The following is a 20598-nucleotide window of genomic DNA, read 5'->3' as shown; positions in this document are numbered from 1 at the left end:
CTAAAAATCAAGATCAGCGTAATGCGCCGCCGGTTGGAAACCGGGCACCTCATCGGCCAATAGCGACCGAAAGGCTGGGCGCGATTTGATCTTAGCGTACCAATCCTTGACGATATCGGAACGGTTCCAATCAACGTCGCTGGTATAATCCAGACAAGATAAATGCGCCGCCGCTGCGAAATCTGCGATGGTCATTTCATTGCCCGCCAGCCAGCGGCGATCTTCGAGCAAATAAATCATATAATCGAGATGGTATTTGATCGCGCGCGCGCCTGATTTTACATTCGCACTATCGGGATACCCGGTGCCCATCACCTTGCGGTAAACCCGTTCGCCGATCAGCTTGCTGGTGACCTCGTGGTAGAACTTATCATCAAACCAGCCAACAATCCGGCGCGCTTCGTAACGCGCATCAAGGTCTTTGGGCAAAAGCGCGGGCGTCGGGAACTTTTCTTCGAGATACTCGCAAATCGCCGCGCTATCGGCCATCGTCCGGCCATCCATTTTGAGAACGGGGATTTTTCCCGCCGGATTGCGGCGCAAGAAATCAGCGTCCTGTTCCCAATAGCGTTCTTCGACAAGGCCGACTTCGATCTTCTTTTCAGCAAGGCAAAGCCGCACTTTGCGCGAAAACGGGGACAATGGGTAATGGTACAGGGTGTTCATGACGGGCTCACAAATCGGTTTTCCCCTCAATGCAGCATGGAACGCCCCGATTCAATGGTTGGATCAGTTTTCGAAACAATCCGCGCGGCCATCCGCCGCGATTGTGCGCGCCCCGCTGATAATTGCAGAGGTACGTTGGCGCACATAAGGGCTCGGGTTCGAAGCCGAGCGTGATTTGGGCGCGGGCAAGATCGCAGCAAGGCGCGCAGCTTGTGTTGCGTTCAGGTTGGCGGCATCAACGCCAAAATAATGTCGCGCAGCGGCTTGCACGCCAAAGACACCTTCGTCGAATTCAGCAATGTTTAAATAGATTTCAAGGATGCGGCGCTTCGTCCAGACGGCTTCGGACAATGGCGTCCAAAGAGCCTCCATCGCTTTGCGCAGCCAGCTACGCCCATGCCACAGATAGGCGTTCTTGATAACCTGCTGCGAAATCGTCGACGCACCGCCGCGCCCGCGGTCCATCGCGTCGCGAATGGCATCCACATCAAGCCCCCAATGCAGACAGAAATTTGCATCCTCTGCGGCCACGGCGGACCGCGCCATGACTGGCGCGATCTGTTCCATTGGGGTCCAATCGTATTTAATGGACCCAACCCGCGATCGTTCACTCAGCATGTAAGGTGTTACCGGCGGCGGCACGACTGCGTAAATCAATGTGGCCAAAAGCACCAAACCAAGCGCCGCAAAACACGCGCCCCAAACAACGCGGCACAGCTTACGCCAAGCCTGTGCGATCACGCTGGGTTGGGTTTTGCGGGGGCTGCGTTTTTTTGGTGCAGCTTTCTTTTTGGGTGTCTTTTTACGCTCTGCCATCAGGACCATAAGCCATGCAGAGAGCCGCTTGGTCAACCCTTGCGCATAGATGGTTGGCTAGTTCTGTGGTGTTATACGTGCGGATGAAAGCGGAATTTCGCTAGTGCCTTCACGAACAAGGCCAACACGCAGACGTGCGCCCGTTTCCTTGTCGTGCAGTGCAATTGCTGACGACCCATCACGCAACTCCTCATCCCCCCATTGCATAAGCGCCAACAACGTCAAACCAAGTGATTGCCCGCGTGACGTCAAGCGGTACCCATAGCGCGTCCGCTCTCCTTCCTCGCGGTATGGCATACGCTCGAGCACTTCAGCTTCTGTCAATCGTTTGAGCCTCTGGGTCAGCACTGAGCGCGGAATGCCGATATCGTCACGCATGTCTTCATAACGCATCACACCGTAGAACGCCTCTCGGATGATCAGCATCGTCCAACGATCTGACAATATTTCGAGCGCGCATGCTGCACCGCATTGCGCCATTGGTACCGGAGCATTGCGCCGTATAGAATTTCCAATGCCTGAATTTGACATACAGTTTCAGCCTCGCTATCCACACCTGAGTTCAAAATAAGGTTTCAGAAAATGACTGCAATATCAATTCTACTCATCTTCAAAATCGGGTTCACATTTGTGACGGTAATTATGCCGTTCATGCTTTTCTCACAACTAAAACTGGAAACGCTAACGTCAAGCAGCGTGGCCACGACCACCTTGTTTCGGCTTTATGGTACTTCAACAATCTCACTGTTGATTTTATATGGCTGGGGCATTTGGCAGGCCCAATCAGGTTCAATGCCATGGATCGTTGTTTGCGTAGGCATCTTTTCGAACCTCACCGCACCTGCGGTGATCTTTTTTACCAGCGCAGGTAAACAACAACGTATCTTAGGCGCAATTTACGGGGCAATTGGGGTCGGCCTGATTGGTTTCGCGATATTTCCGACCGCTGCGCTCAATAGCGTTTTTTAGGAAAAACGCCCCGCCAAGCTGGCGGGGCGTTCTCGTCTTATTCAGCAGGGATCGCCGCGTTTTCGACGCTCAGTGGATGCTTAAGATGCACGAGCATCTCTTTGGGGCAAATCTGGACAAAATTGTCCTTTTCCAATTCCCAATGCTGCAAGATTTCAGCGGCTTTGCGGCTGCCAGTCTCTGCGCCATGGCGTTCGATCAAGGACTTCAACTGGTCCACCCAATGGTCCACAGTGACGGGGTTCGTCACCAATGTTTCCATGTTGATCAGGTCAGCGGCCTCGCCCTTTGGATCATAAAGATAGGCCATGCCACCTGTCATGCCGGCCCCAAAGTTGGCACCGATAGACCCAAGGATCACGGCCAAACCGCCGGTCATATATTCACAACCGTTGGTCCCGCAGCCCTCAATCACGACAGTCGCGCCTGAGTTCCGCACGGCAAACCGTTCACCCGCGCGCCCAGCGGCGAACAGATAGCCATCAGTCGCCCCGTAAAGCACCGTGTTCCCGATGATCGTGTTTTCGGCCGCAACCAGCGGGCTGACCATAGGTGGGCGCACAACGACTGTACCGCCAGATAGCCCCTTACCAACATAGTCGTTGGCATCGCCTGATACCTCGAGCTTAAGCCCGGGTGCAGCAAATGCCCCCAGTGATTGCCCGGCAGAGCCGCGCAGTTTCACAGTCAGGTGATCCGGTTGCAGATCGTTACGCATGCCAAAGTTTTTGACGATATGGCTAGATGTCCGCGTGCCGATGGTCCGCAGTGTGTTTTGCACGGCGTAATCCAACTGCATCTTTTCGCCCTCTTCCAAGAAACGTGCCGCATCTTTGACGATCTGCGCGTCCAGCGTGTCATCAACAGCATTGCGTGGCTTGTTGCGATCATAGGTGATCTTTTCTGCCCCATCGACAGTGATCAGCATTGGGTTCAAATCCAGATCATCCAAATGCGCCGAACCACGGCTGACTTGTGTCAGCAGATCAGCACGTCCAATCACTTCGTCCAAGGAACGCGCACCGATGCTCGCAAGGATTTCGCGTACTTCAGTGGCGTAGAACGTGATCAGGTTCACGACCTTATCAGCGTTGCCTGTGAACTTGTCACGCAGCGCTTGGTCTTGGGTGCAAACCCCAACCGGACATGTGTTCGACTGACACTGACGGACCATAATGCAACCCATCGCGATCAGCGCGGCGGTGCCGATACCGTATTCTTCGGCGCCCAGCATCGCGGCCATGACAATGTCACGACCTGTGCGCAAGCCGCCATCGGTCCGCAGCGTGATCCGTTCGCGCAGGTTGTTCATGGCAAGCACTTGGTGGGCTTCGGTCAGACCCATTTCCCAAGGAAGGCCAGCATATTTGATCGACGTACCCGGTGATGCGCCAGTCCCGCCGTTGTGACCTGAGATCAGGATCACGTCGGCCTTTGCCTTGGCCACACCTGCGGCAATCGTACCGACACCAGACGCCGCAACCAGTTTCACAGTTACCTTACAGATCGGGTTGATCTGCTTCAGATCATAGATCAACTGCGCGAGATCCTCGATTGAATAGATATCGTGGTGCGGCGGCGGTGATATCAAGGTCACGCCTTTGGTCGAATGGCGTAGCTTTGCAATCAGGTCGGTGACCTTCATGCCGGGTAGCTGGCCGCCCTCGCCGGGTTTGGCACCTTGGGCAACTTTGATCTCAAGCTCTTCACAGGCAAGCAGATATTCTGCGGTGACGCCAAAGCGACCTGAAGCAACCTGTTTAATCTTTGCCGAGGCGTTGTCACCGTTTGGCTCCGGGGTGAAATCATCTGGGCTTTCGCCACCTTCACCGGAATCAGATTTTGCACCGATGCGGTTCATCGCAATAGACAAGGTCCGGTGCGATTCAGGTGACAGCGCACCCAAAGACATGCCCGGCGTCACGAAACGCTTACGGATCGCGGTGATGCTTTCGACCTCTTCAATCGGCACAGGTTTTGCCATCGGTTTGATCGCCAAAAGATCGCGCAGGTGGATCGGCGGGTTGGATTGCATAGACTTGCTGTATTGCTGCCACATCGCGTAGGACGCGTTGTTACAGGCCGCTTGCAGCATATGCATTGTTTGGGCTTCCCAAGCGTGCTTTTCGCCTGTACGGCGCGCCTTGTAGAAGCCACCGATTGGCAGAATGTCTGACGGGTTTTTCCAACCGCGCGCGTGCACTTCTTCGACCTTGGTTTGGATACCGCTGGTACCGATGCCCGAAATACGGCTTTGCATACCGGGGAAGAATTCAGCAACCATCGCGCGCGACAGGCCGACGGCCTCAAAGTTGAGCCCACCTCGGTAAGAGGACAGAACGGAAATCCCCATCTTCGCCATGATTTTCAGCAATCCTGCGTCAACCGCTTTGCGGTAACGGCCCACGGCCTCGGCCAAGGTGCCATCAACCAGCCCGCGTTCAACACGGTTGGCAATCGAATCTTGGGCCAAATAGGCGTTTACAGTGGTCGCGCCACAGCCGATCAGAACCGCAAAGTAATGCGGATCGATACATTCGGCGGACCGCACGTTGATTGAACAGAACGTCCTTAGTCCTTTGCCAGTCAGCCCCGAATGCACTGCAGATGTTGCAAGGATCATCGGCATTGGCACGCGGTCAACGTCTTGGTGTTGGTCGGTCAGCACAAGGTGTCCAGCGCCAGAACGCACAGCATCTTCAGCTTCTTCGCGGATGCGCTGAAGCCCTGCAGACAACGCGCCGCGCCCTTGCGCAAACGTACAATCAATGAATGCCACATTGCCACCAAAGCGGCTGACCATCTCATCAAACTCACCGTTGGACACAAATGGGCTTTCGAGCACCAGAATCTCGGCTTGGGACGAATTTTCGTCCAGCACGTTTTTGAGGTTCCCGAACCGGGTTTTCAACGACATCACGCGTGTTTCACGCAAACTGTCGATCGGCGGGTTGGTGACTTGGCTAAAGTTCTGACGGAAGAAATGCGACAGCGGGCGATAAACGCTCGAAAGCACGGCAGACGGGGTATCATCCCCCATCGACGCGATCATTTCTTTGCCGTCCTCGGCCATTGGCGCAAGCACCTGTTCAAGGTCCTCGATGGAATAACCGGCCGCAACCTGACGCTGGCGCAGATCAGCACCGTCAAACAATGTGACTTCGGGTACATCGCCCATCGCTCCGGTCAGATCGACAACTTTTTCAATCCAGTCACCAAATGGCTGCGCGCACGACAGCACGTCTTTCATTTTGGTGTCATGGTAAAGCTTACCTTCGACCATATCGACCGCTATCATCTGGCCGGGGCCAAGCGCGCCTTTTTCGACAACAGTCGCTTCGTCGATCGGAACCATCCCAACCTCGGACCCCGCGATCAGCAGCCCGTCACCTGTCACGACGTAGCGCAGCGGACGTAGGCCGTTGCGGTCAAGACCACCACACACCCAGCGCCCATCGGTCATCGCGAGCGCAGCCGGGCCATCCCATGGCTCCATCACGGCGTTGCAGTAGGCGTACATATCTTGCCAAGCCTGCGGCATATCCGAGGCTTGCTGTGCCCATGCTTCGGGAACCAGCATCGTTTTTGCCATTGGCGCATTGCGGCCCGCACGCACGAGAACCTCAAAAACTGAATCCAATGCAGACGAATCCGATGCACCCGACGGGATAATCGGTTTGATATCTTCTGCTTTGTCCCCAAACGCGCCAGAAGCCATGCGAATTTCGTGAGACTTCATCCAGTTAACGTTGCCTTTAAGCGTGTTGATCTCGCCGTTATGGGCCAACATGCGGAACGGCTGTGCCAAGGACCACTGCGGGAATGTGTTGGTTGAATAGCGCTGGTGATAAATCGCAAAGGCCGATTCAAACCGCTCATCCATCAGGTCTGGATAGAACTCAGCAACCTGTTCGGCCAGCATCATGCCTTTATAGATGATTGAACGGCACGACAGCGAACAAATATAGACACCGTTAATCTGTGCTGCAGCCGCAGCTTTTTCGATACGACGGCGGATGATATACAGCTCACGTTCGAACTGTTCATCATCTATGTCCTTTTCGCAACGGATCAAAATTTGTTCGATCTCGGGGCGGGTCGCGTTCGCTTTTTCACCCAGACATTCAGTGCTTACCGGCACATGGCGCCAGCCATAGATATAGTGACCAAGGCGCAGCACTTCGGATTCAACGATCGTGCGGCAACGCTCTTGAGCACCGAAATCTGTGCGTGGCAAGAACACCTGCCCAACAGCAATTTTTTCGCCGTCTTTGGGTTCGTGCCCGGTGCGCCGGATTTGGTCCTGAAAGAACGGGCCGGGGATTTGCACGTGAATACCCGCGCCATCACCTGTTTTACCGTCCGCATCGACAGCACCGCGGTGCCAAATCGCCTTAAGCGCATCAATACCGTTTTCAACAACACCGCGCGAAGCGGTCCCGTCGATGGCAACCACAAGACCGACACCGCATGACGAATGTTCGTCTTCGTCAGCATACAGACCGTTTTCGGTCATCCATTTACGCTTTGCTTCTTCAGCCGCGACCCAAGCTTGATCATAGGTGGTCATAGGTAGTCTCCTCAGAAAATGGTGCGGATGATAACGCAACGCCGCAGCCATGTTTGGGCCGCGTACTTAGAAAACCCGGCTCGCCGGGAAAGATGAATTCGATGGGGCGTTCATCAAAGGGTTCTTCGCCAGCCGATGATGTGGTTACGCCCGTACCGCCAAAAAACCGACGCCATTCGGGGCTGATCGTTTCGTTGCCGCGTGTTGACCAAATGACGGTGCCATCAGGCGCAGAAGCGGTGATTTCAAATGCTGTTTCCAGCAACGTCACGCCGTCAATGATCACTTCACGCCCAGTCAAACGGTCAGTCCCGACGTAATGGGTCACGCCAAACCGATCCGTATCGGTGTAAAAATCATAGTGATCCACACCATTGGCCAGCAGTTCGGAAAACGACGCTGGGTCAGCAGCATCCGGTAGAAGCCATTTGTTATACCCGTCACGGGGATAAAAACTGCTGATCCATTGCGCCTCTGCATCAATGACGCTTAGGAAAGTCATTCCCTGCTCGTCCAGCGTCACGCGCTGTTGGTGGCCCGAAGGGTCACCTGCGCAGGTAAAAAGATGCTCGACTTCGCAGCTTGCATTTTGTGTCGTCACATAGGCGGTACACCCCGACGGCAAGCTAAACGTCGCCGGTCCGGTTTGTGCCGCTGCAGGGCTCGCCGCGACCATAAGGAGCGCCACCATTTTCATGGTTGAAAACTCGCTTCGATTTCATTGCATTCATAAACAGGTTGATCTGCAAAGAACCCCGGCTCGCCCGGATAGATAAACTCAACGGGTGACATATCGGTAATCTGATCAGGGCTTTCATCAAGCCAAGATTCACCGAAAAAGAACAAGCGATGCTTTTTGCTGACGTATTGGCGGCCGCTACTTGCGTCCAGCACGTTGCCGTCGGCGTCCAGAGTTTGGCCTTGAAATTCAGTCTGCAACAATTCTTCGCCGTCAATTTCATAGGCGATCCCAGTCAGCATATCAAAGCCGACATTGCGTTCGGGGCCATCTTCGGTCTCGATGGTGAAATCCCACGTATCAATGTCGTTCGCGAATAGTTCAGTCAGTGAAGACGGATCTGCAACGGGTTCGCGCAAATAGTCATCGCCCAGTACCGAATATGTTTCCATCCACTGGAATTCACCGTCGACACGCTGCACGCTGAATACGCCACCCTGACCGATCAAGGCGATCCATTGGTCACCGGGGTTGTCGGCTTCGCAGGTCCAAACATTCACCATGACACAGCCTTTTTGCTGCACAGTCAGCTTGGCTTCGCAGCCTTCGGGTGCCGCAAAGCTTTGCTGGGCGATGGCTGGGCTCGCCAACGTCAAGAGCGCAAGGGTCATCAGGGACTTCATCATGTCTTAACCTTTTCAGTCAGTATGGTGAGAGGGTGAATTTTATTCTGCAGCCACGGCGGCGGTTTCGTTCAGATAGTTCAAAATGGCAGCCGCGCTGTCGCGCCCGTCACGGATCGCCCAAACGACAAGCGAGGCGCCGCGCACGATATCGCCAGCAGCAAAAACACCATCAAGGCTGGTTGCACCCGTTTCGAATTCGGCCTTCACTGTGCCCCAACGGGTCACTTCAAGCCCATCGACACCCCAAAGCTTTGGCAGATCCTCGGGCGAGAAACCAAGCGCTTTGATCACGAGGTCAGCGGGTTCTACATAGTCAGCGCCCTCGATCACTTCGGGGGCCTGACGGCCAGTCGCATCGGGCGCGCCAAGACGCATCTTTTGCACCTTCACACCCGTGACAGCTTCGCCTTCAAACCCATCGGGTGCGGCAAGCCAGACAAATTCAACACCTTCTTCTTCGGCGTTTTGGACTTCGCGTTGCGATCCGGGCATATTGGCGCGGTCACGACGGTAAAGGCATTTCACGCTTTCAGCGCCTTGGCGGATCGACGTGCGCACGCAGTCCATGGCAGTATCACCACCGCCAATCACGACAACGCGCTTGCCGGCAGCGTTCAGCTCACCGCTTTCGAACTCGGGAACAACATCACCGAACCCGGTACGGTTGCTGACGGTCAAGAAATCAATCGCGTTGACGATGCCATCAGCATCTGAATCCGGAAGATCGCGGGTCTTATAAACACCTGTCGCAATCAACACCGCATCATGCTTGCCTCGGATTGCATCAAACGACAGATCTTCGCCGACGTTGCAATTCAGGACGAATTCAACGCCGCCTTCTTCCAGCTGCGTCATTCGTTTCATGACAACGTCTTTTTCAAGCTTAAAGCCGGGAATGCCGTAGGTCAGCAAACCGCCACCGCGGTCATAGCGATCATAAACGGTGACCTGCACGCCTTGGCGGCGCAGCATATCAGCGGCGGCCAGACCACCGGGGCCCGCCCCAATGATGCCGACGCTATCGGTGCGCTCCATGCTTGGTGTGATCGGTTTAACCCAACCTTCTTCAAACGCCGTGTCAGTGATGTATTTTTCAACGGACCCGATTGTCACCGTGCCGTGGCCGGATTGTTCAATCACACAATTCCCCTCACAAAGACGATCTTGCGGGCAAATACGGCCACAAATCTCGGGGAATGTATTTGTCGCTTGGCTAATTTCATAAGCCTCTTGCAGGCGGCCTTCGGCAGTCAGGCGCAGCCAATCGGGAATGTTATTGTGCAGCGGACAGTGCGACTGGCAATAGGGAACACCACATTGGGAACAACGGCTGGCTTGCTCTGCGGCTTTCGCCGTTGCAAACTCGGCATAGATTTCACCAAAATCCTGTTTGCGCAGATTTGGCGGGCGCTTTTGCGGCATCTCGCGGTCTACGTCAGTAAATTTTAGCATCTTCTGGCCAGCCATCCGCTGTCCTCCCATATTACAGAGCGAACTGCCTTGTAGAACAGGATGTCAGAAAAGAAAAGGCAGCATTACTGACCTATATAAAAAAATTTGCTACGCTTTTGCGAATTTTACTGGCTGCGGTCGATAAATTAGGACCAAATCGGACCCAATTACTCTCTTTCCCCAACGATACATCAGGTTAGGTTGTGGAAAAGCGAATCGCAGGCAGATCACAATGACGACTTTCAATCTTCTACTTGTGGCGCTGATCCAAGGCGTGACAGAATTTCTGCCCGTTTCATCTTCGGGTCATCTGATCCTTCTTCCCTCTCTCACCGGGCTTGATGATCAGGGGCAGGTTATTGATGTCGCAGCACATGTTGGCACACTACTTGCGGTGATCTTGTATTTTCGGGCCGATGTTTGGCTTGCGACACAAGGGTTGCTGCGCGTGATGCAAGGCAAGATCGACACCCAAGGCGCACGGCTTGCGATGGGCCTGATCGTCGCGACCATTCCGGTGATCCTATTTGGCCTCTTCCTCAAACTGACCGGCCTATCCGATCAAATGCGGGGAATCGCGGTGATTGGATGGACCATGACGATCTTTGGGCTGGTTCTGTATTGGGCGGACCAAAACGGGCCAACTGAAAAAACCGTCGAAGATTGGGCCCTTAAGGACGCAATCAAGATGGGTGTATGGCAAGCGGTCGCATTGATTCCCGGTACCTCACGGTCAGGTATCACAATCACCGCCGCACGGTTGTTAGGCTATACACGTTCAGAGGCGGCGCGCATTTCGATGCTGATGTCGATCCCAACGATTATCGCATCCGCGAGCCTGCTCGGGCTTGATCTGGTTGGAACCGTAGATATCGGCGCAGTGCGCGATATTGCCATGGTCGTTGGCATGTCATTTGTCGCGGCGCTGATCGCGCTGACCTTAATGATGCGACTTTTACGCGCGGTCAGCTACACGCCCTACGTCATCTACCGACTAGGGTTGGGCGTGTTGTTGCTGTGGATCGCCTATACTTAGGCCTTTAGGTTTTTGGCTGATTCTTTGATCGCGTCGTACTGACCCGACGGGCGGAAACGCCACAGATAATCAGGCAGCACTGCATCAAGCGAGGTCGGCTGGATGCCAAAGCTATCCAAACCATTCGCCCCAGTAACAACATTGTCCACGGTCAAGCTTTTGACCTGATCCTTGGTAACTGGCCCTTTGACCAAACCGAGCGACAAAGTCCGGCCAACACCAAACCCCCAAGCCATCATGCGGGCAATTCCGAACGGAATATTCACAACCAAACGACGGCGACGCACAACGGTCAGCATCTTTTTAATCAGGCCACGCATGGTCAGCACATCAGGACCGCCCAGTTCGTAAACGCCAGCCTCGGCATCGCCTATCACGGCTTTGGCAGCGGCGGCGGCAACATCGTCGACATAGACCGGTTGGAACAGGGTATCGGCGCCGATGATCGGCAAGACCGGGCCAAAGCGCGACATGCCCGCAAACCGGTTAAAGAAAGTATCTTCTGGGCCAAACACAATTGAGGGACGCAAAATCACGGCACCAGGGAAATACTGTTGAACCGTGGCTTCGCCCGCGGCTTTGGTACGGCAGTACTGGCTTGGCGCGTTTTCATCTGCGCCAACAGCCGAAATATGCACCATACGGGCAACATTCAGTTCCGCAGCGATCCTTGCGATACGTCCGGCACCTTCGGCATGCACCGCGTCAAAAGTGTTTTTGCCAACTTCATCTAAAAGACCAACACAGTTCACAACCGCATCTGCGCCCTCGGTTGCAGAGGCAACGCTAGCATCGTCACGGATATTGCAAAAAATTGGCTCTACCTGTCCGACAACACCGTAAGGGCGCACGAACATCGCCTCGTTCACGGTACGGACCGCAACGCGGACGCGCCATCCTTCAAGAGCCATGCGTCGGGCAATATAGCGCCCCACAAAACCCGAACCGCCGAATATGGTGACTAGCTTAGACATGGCTTGGCCTCGTTGCTTGTTTCGCCCGGTTTACCCGGCCACCCAAGGCCAGACAAGGCGCATTTGAAATGAATCTGCATCGCGTTCCCGCTTGGTCGCAATTTTCAAGTCGAATCGCGTTGACAGTGCCCCCGTCCAGCCTTACATCGCCCCCACGACACCTGCCCAGGTGGCGGAATGGTAGACGCGCCAGCTTCAGGTGCTGGTGTCTGTATGGACGTGGAGGTTCGAGTCCTCTCCTGGGCACCAAATACTTCAATAAACCACTGCTTTAAATAGATAAATTGAATAACTGCTATTTCAGCCCACCTTTCAGCCCACCCTGTAAATTCACTGATTTGATGATCATCTCTCGCTTTTTGGTGCCCTGTCTTTCTGACGCTTCACTGTTGAATGTCATTGAGAACTGACCCGGTATTGCCACCGGGATTTGACCCGTCTCTATTGTTTATCAGCAGTTACGTTTTGGTCAATGTGGTGGCCTCCTTTGTGGTTTTCTTTGCGGCTTCTGAACTGGCCTTGAAGCGGTAGCTGTCGTTGCCTGTTTCGAGGATGTGGCAGCGATGTGTGAGACGGTCGAGCAGCGCCGTTGTCATCTTTGCGTCACCGAAGACCTGCGCCCATTCACTGAAGCTGAGGTTGGTTGTGATGACGACGCTGGTGCGCTCATAGAGCTTGCTCAGAAGGTGGAACAGCAACGCACCGCCAGACGGACTGAACGGCAGGTAGCCGAGTTCATCAAGGATAACCAAGTCGATTTTGGTCAGCATCTCGGCCATCTTACCAGCCTTCCCAAGTGCTTTTTCTTGTTCCAATGCGTTGACGAGTTCGACGGTCGAGTAAAAGCGCACTTTGCGTCTGTGGTGCTCAATGGCCTGGACATCGATAGCCGTGGCAACATGGCTTTTGCCAGTGCCGGGCCCACCGATCAGAACGACGTTTTCCGCATTCTCGACGAACTCGCCGCGATGGAGCTGGCGGACAGAAGCCTCGTTGATGTCGCTCGACGTGAAGTCAAAACCCGCGAGGTCCTTGTATGATGGGAAGCGCGCCACCTTCGTGTCGTAGGCAATCGAACGGACCTCACGTTCTGCCATCTCCGCTTTGAGCAGTTGAGACAACATAGGTGTAGCGGCCTCAAACGCTGGAACGCCGCCGAACACGCGGAATGCATGCCAGTGGGCATCGAACAGCATCTCATGCGTTTGAAGGGGATAGGCTCGGACAATAAAAGCCCGGCTGTGGCTGACCTGGTGCGGGCGCAGCGCGCGCGATGGCCAGACAGTGATCTCTTATTTCCCAATCATGCCGATCCGACCCGGCCCCGCGACAACTTCAAGCGATCTCTCGCGACGTTCAAAGCGCTTGATGGGGTCCCATCGCAGTTTCAGTTATACGATCTTAAGAGGATCGCCATTAGCCTCATGATCACAGGTCAGGGCGTAAGGCGAGAAGATGTGTCTCACTATGTCGACCACAAAGGCAATATCGATACCACCATGATCTACGATCTGGGATTTGTTGACCCCCTCAGGCCCGTGACGGAGAAACTCGGGCAAGTGCTGGGGCTTTAGAGGATGCTTGCTCCAATCCCCCATCAGCCTTAACGTCATGCTGAATGAGGGGGCTCAAGAACGCTGACGGCAGCCTCTTTAGGTTGCGTTGTATCTCGCCAATTCAGACTCACTAATCTGATCACTTTGCGCCAATCGATAATGCTTCTCTTGAACCACCTTGATTTCATCATTGTCAAAGGCAAGCTCAAACAGTGCAATTAGATCATCTTCAATGAACTGTGCTGAAATAGCGCGTGAAATGAGGGTCGGATATTTTTCTACACAGCACTGAATGTCTTGCTCAGTTTGAATGACACTCAATTGATCGTTGCCGCCTTTGGCTTGTACAGGAATGATAAACTGACGCCCATTACTGTCTACGCCAACGTAAATCTCATCAATCTCGATCTGACCGATGTCTGCGACGGTGGTACGTAGGTGGTTTTGCAATGAGTAGGCCACGAGACCCAGAAATACGTCAATCAATCGGTTGTACCGAACCTTGGCGAGTAGGGCTTGTTCGTCTGAGAGTGCATATTGCCCGATAATCTCCGGCGTGGCGTCAGGTATTTTGATTGCCACCATATCGTCGCGTGGAACGATGCGGTTCACGTTGACCAGTTTAAAAGCGTACTTGGCACGACCTTTGCCGCGGATCACCCATTCCTTGCCATCTGCTTGAGTCGCCAGAATGCGGCTCGGCATCGGTGTACGATAGCGAATAGAATACACAACGTCGCCGAGGTTCTTGGGGAGTTGAATGTCTAAGTCAGTCGCAGCGGTTTCTAGGTCGCTACGCTCCCAAAGAATTTCACTCACACCTTCATTGTATCGGTCAAAAAAAATCTTTTCGATCAATGCGTGATAGCGGTTGGTGGACTTATTCATTCTGCCGCTACCATATTTTGAAGTTCTTGTTCAATTTGTGCTTGGCTGCGCTTTTTATCGCCACTCTTGCGATCACGCCGACCAATAGGGTTCTTCACTTTCCAAAAGCGTGAAGCCTCTGACAAGTCCATAGTCAGCAAACGCTCATCGCCAAGTTTGAGTGTTGTTTCAGATTGCTTTGGGACGAAGCCGAGAGCCTTGATTACAGCGCCTGCAACTGCGCGGGCCAAGGGTGGTGGGACTGCGTTGCCGATCTGTCTGGCACCATGCCATTTCGTCTGATGGAAACGGAACCAATCTGGGAAGCCATGAAGCCGCCCCATCTCCCGCACCGTAATGCAACGATTGTATTTTGGATGTATGGGGCGCGGGCTGGTGAAAGCCCCTCGTGATGCGTCTGTTCCTGCCCTAAGGGTATTAGAAATACCATCTGGGTCCAGTTTGAACAAACGTGAAATAGGTTCAACTTTACCAACGGGGGTGCCTTTAAAGCGGCGGCGTGATATTTCTGTATGACTGGTTCTCATGCTGCTGGTAAGAATTTCAGGAGACCATTCGCGCGGGTGGCCGTAGCCCCATGCATCATTTGTCAGGCAGCGCAGTTTGGCCGCGTAAGAACTCGGTGCACCAAAGCGCTTGGTTGCGACCCAGTCTTTCCCATCAAGGGACGAGAAGCCTTCCGCGTCGGGCAGATCAAACAGCGCTTCCTCAATGGTGGGCGCAGATGGCAGATCAGATGATGTTTTTGCACTTGGCTTGGTTGTTGTAGCCATCGGGTAAGAGGGTAATGTCTCGCCTCGCTTTACACCCATCAGAAATAGTCGGTCACGGCTTTGCGGAACGCCATGGTGCGCTGCATTTAGTACTTTAGGCTTCACCAGTACATCATACCCTGCTTCGGTAAAGCTTTCGATGAGTTCGTTGAGAAAGGCTTTGTGCTTCCCAAGCGTGAGGCCTTTGACGTTCTCGAACACAAACGAACGGGCGTTTAGTTCACAGACAATGCGGATAAAGTCTCGGACAAGTACGTTGCGAGGGTCGTCAATTGCACGTTTGCCGATCAACGAAAATCCTTGGCAGGGTGCGCCACCGCAAACAACATCAACTGGTTTCCCTTCGATGCCTGCTTCTCGAACGATATCGGTTCCTGAGAGTTCAGTGATGCTATGTGGAAGGACCGCACACTCAGGAAAGTTAAAAGCGTGACAAGCCGCATGAACAGGATCAATTTCAACCGCCGCTTTAACGTCGAATCCTGCCTGCTCAAACCCGAGAGACATGCCGCCGACTCCGGCGAATAGGTCAATGGCGATAGGACGGTTGTTCAATGTTTGTTCCTCAGTCGGTCGCTAGATACGGTAGAGTCGTACTGTTTTGCTGACAATATCTTCATCAGTGCGGATTAATAAAGGATTAGTTGATGAGTTCTGCAAGAAACAAATCATACTGATTAAGCGCCGCCTCCATTTCTGGCAAGTATGAATGGCTATTATATACCTGCCACGCCAGAAAACGATCCGTTTTGGTGATTCAAAATCTTTTCGGTAAGTGTGGATAGCACCTATCCACGGCCTATATTTCGACCTAAATCACGAGTATTGAATTTTGCCAATCCTCCATCAGGCTAATCCGTGCCTCTAGCTGGTCTGATCGTTGGTAGGCGCGGACGGTGTTGGAGCCAACTTTGTGGCCGAGGGCCATTTCTTTGACTTCGAAGGGGTAGTCGGATTGTTCATCCGCCCAGGTGCGGAAGGACGCCCGGAAACCGTGTGGGCGAGCGGTGTAGCCCTCTCGTTTCATGAGGGTGGACATGGCCATATCTGAGAGCGGCTTGCCGCGATTGCTGGCGAAGATATACGGGCAATCCTTCATGTGCGGCATGGTCGCGATAAGGTTTTGAGCGGCTTTGCTGAGCGGTATCCGATGCGGCGCGCCGGTTTTGGTGCGCTCTGCGGGCAGACGCCAAACGCCTTCTGTGATTTCATCGAAGGTGGCGAGACGCACTTCACTGGTCCGCGCCGCCGTCAGGATCAAAAATTGCAATGCCTTTGCGGCGATCAGCTCTTGCCCAGACAGCCATTTGTAAAACTTTGGCACTTCTTGATAGGGCATGGAGGGGATGTTTGTGACCTCATGCCGCTGCTTGCCCATCAAGGCCCGCGCCTCCATGGGCGCTTGAAGATCAACTTCTAGCCCGAGCGCCGCCGCGTGGCTTAATGTCAGATTCAACCGATTGAGCGCTTTGCGCGCCGTATCCGCTTTGCTGTGCCAGATGGGATCAAGCACATCTTTGATGGCATGCTGGTCAATGGATTCAATGGGCTTACTGCCAATCTTGGGAAGGATATGGGTTTTGAGCGGCGACAGCCACCGACCAGCCTTGCCGTCGTGCTTAAGCTCTGCCTGACGGGCCTCAAAGCAACCATGAACAGCTTCTTCGACGGTCAGGCTCAATGGCTTTTTGCTCTGTTCTTGACGTTCCGCAATAGGGTCCATGCCATCGCGGACATGTTGTCGAGCCTCACTGGCCCGCTCACGCGCTTCCGCAATCGACACATCCGGCCACCGGCCCAATCCCATTTCACGGCGCTTGCCTTGGATCACGATACGAACGATCCACTTGCCGGAGATCTTCTCTTTTTTGATGAGCCAAAGGCCCTGACCATCCGCATGCTTGCCGGGGCCAAGGTTCTTTGCTTTCATCTGAGTGAGGGCATTGTATTTCACGTGGCCCACCTTTTGGCATATTGGGAACCGAACATATTAGCCCACCTTTTGGACCACCTTTGGACATGTAAAATGATGCGCTGCTATGAGAAGCTAAGTCAACATAGAAGCCGCAAATACCCTTCTTTTATATATCTTTTGGGATGGTATTTTCGTGCTTGAGAAGGTAGTTATATGCCTCCCCTGGGCACCAAGATTTACAAAAAATACCGTAATAGCATATACTTAGCGCCATACCACCTATCCATTACCCGTATGTTCCCCAAGTTTGCCGTGGAGCACTTCTGGAGATGCCGTTGGAATTGACCTCCGTTCGATTTTTCGTAGTTATGCGAGGCATGTGGAATTATCTAGATCAGTGAGCCTCAAGAACCATTAAATTTAGTGTGATGGATTGCCACTAACTATAAAATAACAATGATTTCAGATCCTTAATCAACGACTTAAAGTGGGATTGAGCCAGTCACATGAACTCGGTTCTGATCGAAACATGTGGAGGGTCGTACAGCGTGAAGACACGCTCTAAATTGTCGGTGATTTTGCCATCGGGCCATCTACGAAAGATGAAGACTGGCTCCAGATACTCTTCGGCCAGCTGCCCGATGCAGAGCAGCGTCTAGTCATTGGCAACCACGATCGCGCGCCAACGCAAGCTTTGCCTTGGGTGTCCGTCACTCACCTTACCGAGGTCGGGAAACCGTTGCAAATAGTGGCGAAGATGAAGACGGAAATCTGCTAAACGGCTGGTTCCTCAACAATTCGGACGCGGCAGCACGTGCCGCCAATGAGGATAGTGCCCCCCCTATACTACCCAACGAGCCATGGATTTCATCCGCGAAGCGGGTGACACATCGTGGTGTCTGCACCAAGGCTACATCAAGCCGCATTGGCTCTATATTGTGCCAGCCCCGTACCACGCCATGTACCCGCCCAAAACTCACGCCAGCGTTGTACGAAATGAGGCTGAGCGCGCCAAGGTGATCGGGGGCTACATCGGATTACTCAAGCAGATCGATGATCAACTCGGTGAACTGATGGCATTTCTTGATGCTGCAGGAAAAACCGACGATACGATGATCATCTTTACGTCCGATCACGGCGATTACCTTGGCGATCACTGGATGGGCGAAAAGGAGCTATTCCATGACGCTTCCGCATGCATCCTGCTTATTGTGGTTGATCCGCGCCCCGATGCCGACGGCACGCGCGGCTTAAAGACAGGCACATTGGTTGAAGCCATCGATTTGGCGCCGACCATTCTAGAGTATTTCGGCGGTGCAGAGGTTCCCCATATTATCGAGGGACAACCGCTCAGCAAAATCACACATGGCACCCAGACATCTGTCCGTGAATTTGCAGTCTCCGAGTATGATTACGCCTTCCGTCAGATCCGCCGCAGATTGGGCGTAGAGATTGCCGACGCGAAAGAAGCCCTTGCCAATGATCCAGACATGATTGGTTGACCGGTCCAGAGAATGTTCAGATAAAATACTTACAAGGCAGAACTTTGGCTCTCAACATGCCAATCCCACGCCGCGGGCGGGTATAGAAACATCGCGTGCAGGGCAGTTCAATGCTACCTTTTGATGGAAGTCGACCATACGACCTTTCCCGCATGACGCTGAATCTACGGGTAAATCTGCATAAAACCCCGCAGGAACTAGGCCGGTTTGAATTTGTTGATTTCTCTGGCCCTGATCCAGATGCGATCCGCGACCAGTTTAAGGAAATGGGTTTTCGCTTGTTGGAGATCGCGGCCTAAAATTCATCCCACCGCCACCCGGGAGCTATTACCCAATTTCGATGGATCGGCGGATGCGTAAGTCATTGAAATTTTATGCATAACGAATGGGATTCGTCTGCTGGAAACCAATTTTATCAACGCGGCCGGATTTATGCCGACGACCTTATGAAGCGCGTACGAGCCATCAACGATCTGAACGAACAGGCGGCGTAAATACTACACGCGCACGCGCAGCAACCTCGCGCGAGGCGCAACCGATGGCGTGATCATTGATCAACCCCATCGCTTGCATAAATGCAAAAGCGGTTGTGGGACCGACAAAACGCCAGCCGCGTTTTTTCAGCTCTTTTGAAAGTGCAACAGAGGCAGGTGAGGTTGTACGGCTTTGCGGCGTGCCCCCCTCTTCTTTCGGCTCAAATCCCCAGATGAACGCAGCAAGCGAGCCTTCGGTATCAACCAATTCGCAACAACGCTGGGCGTTATTAATCACAGCCGTGATTTTGCCGCGGTGCCGGACAATGCCGGCATCATTTAGCAGGCGCGTCACGTCACTATCATCAAACTGTGCCATTTTACGAAAATCAAACCCGGCAAACGCCGCGCGAAAATTCTCGCGCTTGGTGAGGATCGTGCGCCAGCTAAGACCCGATTGAAAACTCTCCAAACAAATCTTCTCAAACAGGCGAATATCATCACCCACCGGATAACCCCATTCGTTGTCGTGATAGGCGATGTAATCTTCGGTAGCAGCGCACCAGCCGCAACGGGTAATATTATCGGCTGGGTGAACGTATAGCGGCATCAAAGCATCCTTTCTTGCGGGGGTGGTGGGTCAAGACCCACCCTACATCTTACGCCCGATTGTAATGATCGGCCCATCCTGAAACGGGTCCGTATCAACGGATTCGGGTGCGCGTTTTGGAGTATCCCATGGATCAGGCGTTTTCATTTCCTGCACCTTGATTGGGGGTTTATGAGCCTTTTTGGCCCCTCGCCGCCGTGCAGCACGAAACTTCCACACGATCAGCCCATTAATCATTACAATCAGAAAACCGCCGAAGCCAATTGCAATATTATGTGTTTCCATCTCTCCAGCCAGTACCGCGTCGCGTCTTCCATAAAACGGCTCAACGATGATCAGCTCTCCGGTGAATGCAGGGGCACCGCGTTCCAACGCCTGCACCACGCGAGACCGCTCTGTTGCGCTCTGCGAGATAAACCCCCGCAAAATGGTTTGCCCATTCGGATCGGTCATTGTGGCAAGCGCGTGTAGGGTGTCGAGGACGTCGTTTTCATCAACGACAAAAGCCAGCTGGGCGACAAGATCACCCTCGGACGGGACCAACGTCAGAACGACATCTTGGCCTTCGCCCGTCGTGGTTGGGTACAGCGTCCCAACCAGTTGACCGCTAATCGCCACCTCATCAATCTGGTTCGCAAACCCGGATCGGGACAGTTGATGCAGTGGAACCGGTACGGGTGCGGCCGCATTGCGGGCCAGTTGTAGCTGATCGCGTGCGGCTACACTATCGATCACCATCCGGCCAACCGAGGGCGTCACGTAAAAACTAATGACAGAAATAAGCCACCAAGGAGAAAAACGAATAAATGAACGTATAAGCATAATCTGTGTACCGCTAAGAATAATAAGTCGGATTGAATAGCCTCTTGGCAAGTAACCTACCGCAAAATGACGCGGGGGCCATCAAAAGCTATGTCGCGGAAAGCAAAAGGCCGCCTCGTTTCCGAGGCGGCCTTTGATATTTGTATCGTCAGAGTGGGTTCTCGGTGATTGCTTTGCAATCGCCTGTCACCCACGCGGTGTTTCCCCGCTT

The 20598-nt window shown here is 53.6% G+C and carries 18 protein-coding genes, 1 tRNA gene and 1 pseudogene; 6 read left to right on the top strand and 14 right to left on the bottom strand.

Going from position 1 to position 20598, the window contains the following annotated elements:
• The 3 genes from Yoon_RS14955 to Yoon_RS14945 form a co-directional block, all read right to left on the bottom strand.
• Entirely contained in the window at nt 1-666 is a 666-nt protein-coding gene (locus tag Yoon_RS14955) for a glutathione S-transferase family protein (RefSeq protein WP_238113265.1), read from the bottom strand.
• A 63-nt stretch (nt 667-729) separates the two neighbouring features.
• The gene (gene mtgA, locus Yoon_RS14950; RefSeq protein ID WP_238113263.1) at nt 730-1482 is read right to left on the bottom strand and encodes a monofunctional biosynthetic peptidoglycan transglycosylase; all 753 of its coding nucleotides are present in this window, start codon (nt 1480-1482) and stop codon (nt 730-732) included.
• A gap of 57 nt (nt 1483-1539) precedes the next feature.
• Entirely contained in the window at nt 1540-2013 is a 474-nt protein-coding gene (locus tag Yoon_RS14945) for a helix-turn-helix domain-containing protein (protein WP_238113261.1), read from the bottom strand.
• A 51-nt stretch (nt 2014-2064) separates the two neighbouring features.
• On the opposite strand from Yoon_RS14945, the gene Yoon_RS14940 reads away from it, so the two are divergent.
• Nucleotides 2065-2451 carry a hypothetical protein gene (locus Yoon_RS14940; protein ID WP_238113259.1) on the top strand — a complete coding sequence of 129 codons (387 nt, stop codon included), beginning with the start codon at nt 2065-2067 and terminating at the stop codon, nt 2449-2451.
• Nucleotides 2452-2488: 37 nt separating this feature from the next.
• Here the strand turns inward: Yoon_RS14940 and gltB are convergent, their stop codons facing one another.
• From gltB to Yoon_RS14920, 4 genes are read right to left on the bottom strand one after another with little or no spacing between them, the layout of a single operon-like run.
• Nucleotides 2489-7021, bottom strand: coding sequence for a glutamate synthase large subunit (gene gltB / locus Yoon_RS14935; protein WP_238113258.1), 4533 nt, complete (start codon nt 7019-7021; stop codon nt 2489-2491).
• On the bottom strand, nt 7008-7718 hold the full coding sequence (locus tag Yoon_RS14930; RefSeq protein WP_238113256.1) for a hypothetical protein: 711 nt from the start codon (nt 7716-7718) through the stop codon (nt 7008-7010). The genes gltB and Yoon_RS14930 overlap by 14 nt, the downstream gene beginning before the upstream one ends.
• Complete coding sequence (locus tag Yoon_RS14925; RefSeq protein WP_238113254.1) at nt 7715-8386, bottom strand: hypothetical protein; 672 nt, start codon at nt 8384-8386, stop codon at nt 7715-7717. The genes Yoon_RS14930 and Yoon_RS14925 overlap by 4 nt, the downstream gene beginning before the upstream one ends.
• Before the next feature lie 39 nt (nt 8387-8425).
• Nucleotides 8426-9853, bottom strand: coding sequence for an NAD(P)-dependent oxidoreductase (locus Yoon_RS14920; protein WP_238113252.1), 1428 nt, complete (start codon nt 9851-9853; stop codon nt 8426-8428).
• Between the two features lie 217 nt (nt 9854-10070).
• Between Yoon_RS14920 and Yoon_RS14915 the strand changes: the two genes are divergently transcribed.
• Nucleotides 10071-10874, top strand: coding sequence for an undecaprenyl-diphosphate phosphatase (locus tag Yoon_RS14915; RefSeq protein ID WP_238113249.1), 804 nt, complete (start codon nt 10071-10073; stop codon nt 10872-10874).
• Here Yoon_RS14915 and Yoon_RS14910 read toward each other — a convergent pair.
• Nucleotides 10871-11848: a complex I NDUFA9 subunit family protein gene (locus Yoon_RS14910; RefSeq protein ID WP_238113248.1), complete on the bottom strand. Its 978-nt coding sequence runs from the start codon at nt 11846-11848 to the stop codon at nt 10871-10873. The genes Yoon_RS14915 and Yoon_RS14910 overlap by 4 nt on opposite strands.
• 163 nt (nt 11849-12011) lie before the next feature.
• Here Yoon_RS14910 and Yoon_RS14905 point away from each other — a divergent pair.
• Nucleotides 12012-12097 (top strand) — tRNA-Leu (locus Yoon_RS14905).
• A 209-nt stretch (nt 12098-12306) separates the two neighbouring features.
• On the opposite strand, the pseudogene istB reads toward Yoon_RS14905, so the two are convergent.
• A pseudogene (gene istB / locus Yoon_RS14900) lies at nt 12307-12975 on the bottom strand (IS21-like element helper ATPase IstB); the annotation flags it as partial.
• Between the two features lie 114 nt (nt 12976-13089).
• Here istB and Yoon_RS14895 point away from each other — a divergent pair.
• Nucleotides 13090-13422, top strand: a complete 333-nt coding sequence (locus tag Yoon_RS14895; RefSeq protein WP_238113247.1) for a hypothetical protein — start codon at nt 13090-13092, stop codon at nt 13420-13422.
• A 78-nt stretch (nt 13423-13500) separates the two neighbouring features.
• Here the strand turns inward: Yoon_RS14895 and Yoon_RS14890 are convergent, their stop codons facing one another.
• The 3 genes from Yoon_RS14890 to Yoon_RS14880 all read right to left on the bottom strand — a co-directional run bounded on the left by Yoon_RS14890 (nt 13501) and on the right by Yoon_RS14880 (nt 17019).
• Nucleotides 13501-14292 carry an endonuclease gene (locus tag Yoon_RS14890; protein WP_238113246.1) on the bottom strand — a complete coding sequence of 264 codons (792 nt, stop codon included), beginning with the start codon at nt 14290-14292 and terminating at the stop codon, nt 13501-13503.
• Nucleotides 14289-15620, bottom strand: a complete 1332-nt coding sequence (locus Yoon_RS14885) for a DNA cytosine methyltransferase (RefSeq protein ID WP_238113245.1) — start codon at nt 15618-15620, stop codon at nt 14289-14291. The genes Yoon_RS14890 and Yoon_RS14885 overlap by 4 nt, the downstream gene beginning before the upstream one ends.
• 256 nt (nt 15621-15876) lie before the next feature.
• Nucleotides 15877-17019: a site-specific integrase gene (locus Yoon_RS14880; RefSeq protein WP_238113244.1), complete on the bottom strand. Its 1143-nt coding sequence runs from the start codon at nt 17017-17019 to the stop codon at nt 15877-15879.
• A gap of 821 nt (nt 17020-17840) precedes the next feature.
• On the opposite strand from Yoon_RS14880, the gene Yoon_RS14875 reads away from it, so the two are divergent.
• Nucleotides 17841-18482 (top strand): sulfatase-like hydrolase/transferase, encoded by a 642-nt coding sequence (locus tag Yoon_RS14875; protein ID WP_238113243.1) that lies wholly within the window; start codon nt 17841-17843, stop codon nt 18480-18482.
• A gap of 152 nt (nt 18483-18634) precedes the next feature.
• On the top strand, nt 18635-18781 hold the full coding sequence (locus tag Yoon_RS14870; RefSeq protein ID WP_238113242.1) for a hypothetical protein: 147 nt from the start codon (nt 18635-18637) through the stop codon (nt 18779-18781).
• 166 nt (nt 18782-18947) lie between these two features.
• On the opposite strand, the gene Yoon_RS14865 is transcribed toward Yoon_RS14870, so the two are convergent.
• Entirely contained in the window at nt 18948-19565 is a 618-nt protein-coding gene (locus Yoon_RS14865; protein ID WP_238113240.1) for a DNA-3-methyladenine glycosylase I, read from the bottom strand.
• A gap of 42 nt (nt 19566-19607) precedes the next feature.
• The gene (locus Yoon_RS14860; protein WP_238113239.1) at nt 19608-20387 is read right to left on the bottom strand and encodes an IS110 family transposase; all 780 of its coding nucleotides are present in this window, start codon (nt 20385-20387) and stop codon (nt 19608-19610) included.
• Nucleotides 20388-20598: the final 211 nt, after the last annotated feature.

The sequence above is a fragment of the Yoonia sp. I 8.24 genome, from assembly GCF_022096995.1.
In the GTDB taxonomy this organism is placed as follows: domain Bacteria; phylum Pseudomonadota; class Alphaproteobacteria; order Rhodobacterales; family Rhodobacteraceae; genus Yoonia.
This window is presented reverse-complemented; position numbering and strand designations above follow the sequence as displayed.

What these genes read in the sequence shown, in the direction of transcription:
- Yoon_RS14870 (WP_238113242.1), top strand. Translation starts at nt 18,635, where the DNA reads ATGACGCTGAATCTACGGGTAAATCTGCATAAAACCCCGCAGGAACTA.
- Yoon_RS14890 (WP_238113246.1), bottom strand. Translation starts at nt 14,292, where the DNA reads ATGAATAAGTCCACCAACCGCTATCACGCATTGATCGAAAAGATTTTT.
- Yoon_RS14940 (WP_238113259.1), top strand. Translation starts at nt 2,065, where the DNA reads ATGACTGCAATATCAATTCTACTCATCTTCAAAATCGGGTTCACATTT.
- Yoon_RS14920 (WP_238113252.1), bottom strand. Translation starts at nt 9,853, where the DNA reads ATGGCTGGCCAGAAGATGCTAAAATTTACTGACGTAGACCGCGAGATG.
- Yoon_RS14875 (WP_238113243.1), top strand. Translation starts at nt 17,841, where the DNA reads ATGGATTTCATCCGCGAAGCGGGTGACACATCGTGGTGTCTGCACCAA.
- Yoon_RS14925 (WP_238113254.1), bottom strand. Translation starts at nt 8,386, where the DNA reads ATGATGAAGTCCCTGATGACCCTTGCGCTCTTGACGTTGGCGAGCCCA.
- Yoon_RS14865 (WP_238113240.1), bottom strand. Translation starts at nt 19,565, where the DNA reads ATGCCGCTATACGTTCACCCAGCCGATAATATTACCCGTTGCGGCTGG.
- Yoon_RS14860 (WP_238113239.1), bottom strand. Translation starts at nt 20,387, where the DNA reads ATGCTTATACGTTCATTTATTCGTTTTTCTCCTTGGTGGCTTATTTCT.
- Yoon_RS14915 (WP_238113249.1), top strand. Translation starts at nt 10,071, where the DNA reads ATGACGACTTTCAATCTTCTACTTGTGGCGCTGATCCAAGGCGTGACA.
- gltB (WP_238113258.1), bottom strand. Translation starts at nt 7,021, where the DNA reads ATGACCACCTATGATCAAGCTTGGGTCGCGGCTGAAGAAGCAAAGCGT.
- mtgA (WP_238113263.1), bottom strand. Translation starts at nt 1,482, where the DNA reads ATGGCAGAGCGTAAAAAGACACCCAAAAAGAAAGCTGCACCAAAAAAA.
- Yoon_RS14945 (WP_238113261.1), bottom strand. Translation starts at nt 2,013, where the DNA reads ATGTCAAATTCAGGCATTGGAAATTCTATACGGCGCAATGCTCCGGTA.
- Yoon_RS14955 (WP_238113265.1), bottom strand. Translation starts at nt 666, where the DNA reads ATGAACACCCTGTACCATTACCCATTGTCCCCGTTTTCGCGCAAAGTG.
- Yoon_RS14910 (WP_238113248.1), bottom strand. Translation starts at nt 11,848, where the DNA reads ATGTCTAAGCTAGTCACCATATTCGGCGGTTCGGGTTTTGTGGGGCGC.
- Yoon_RS14930 (WP_238113256.1), bottom strand. Translation starts at nt 7,718, where the DNA reads ATGAAAATGGTGGCGCTCCTTATGGTCGCGGCGAGCCCTGCAGCGGCA.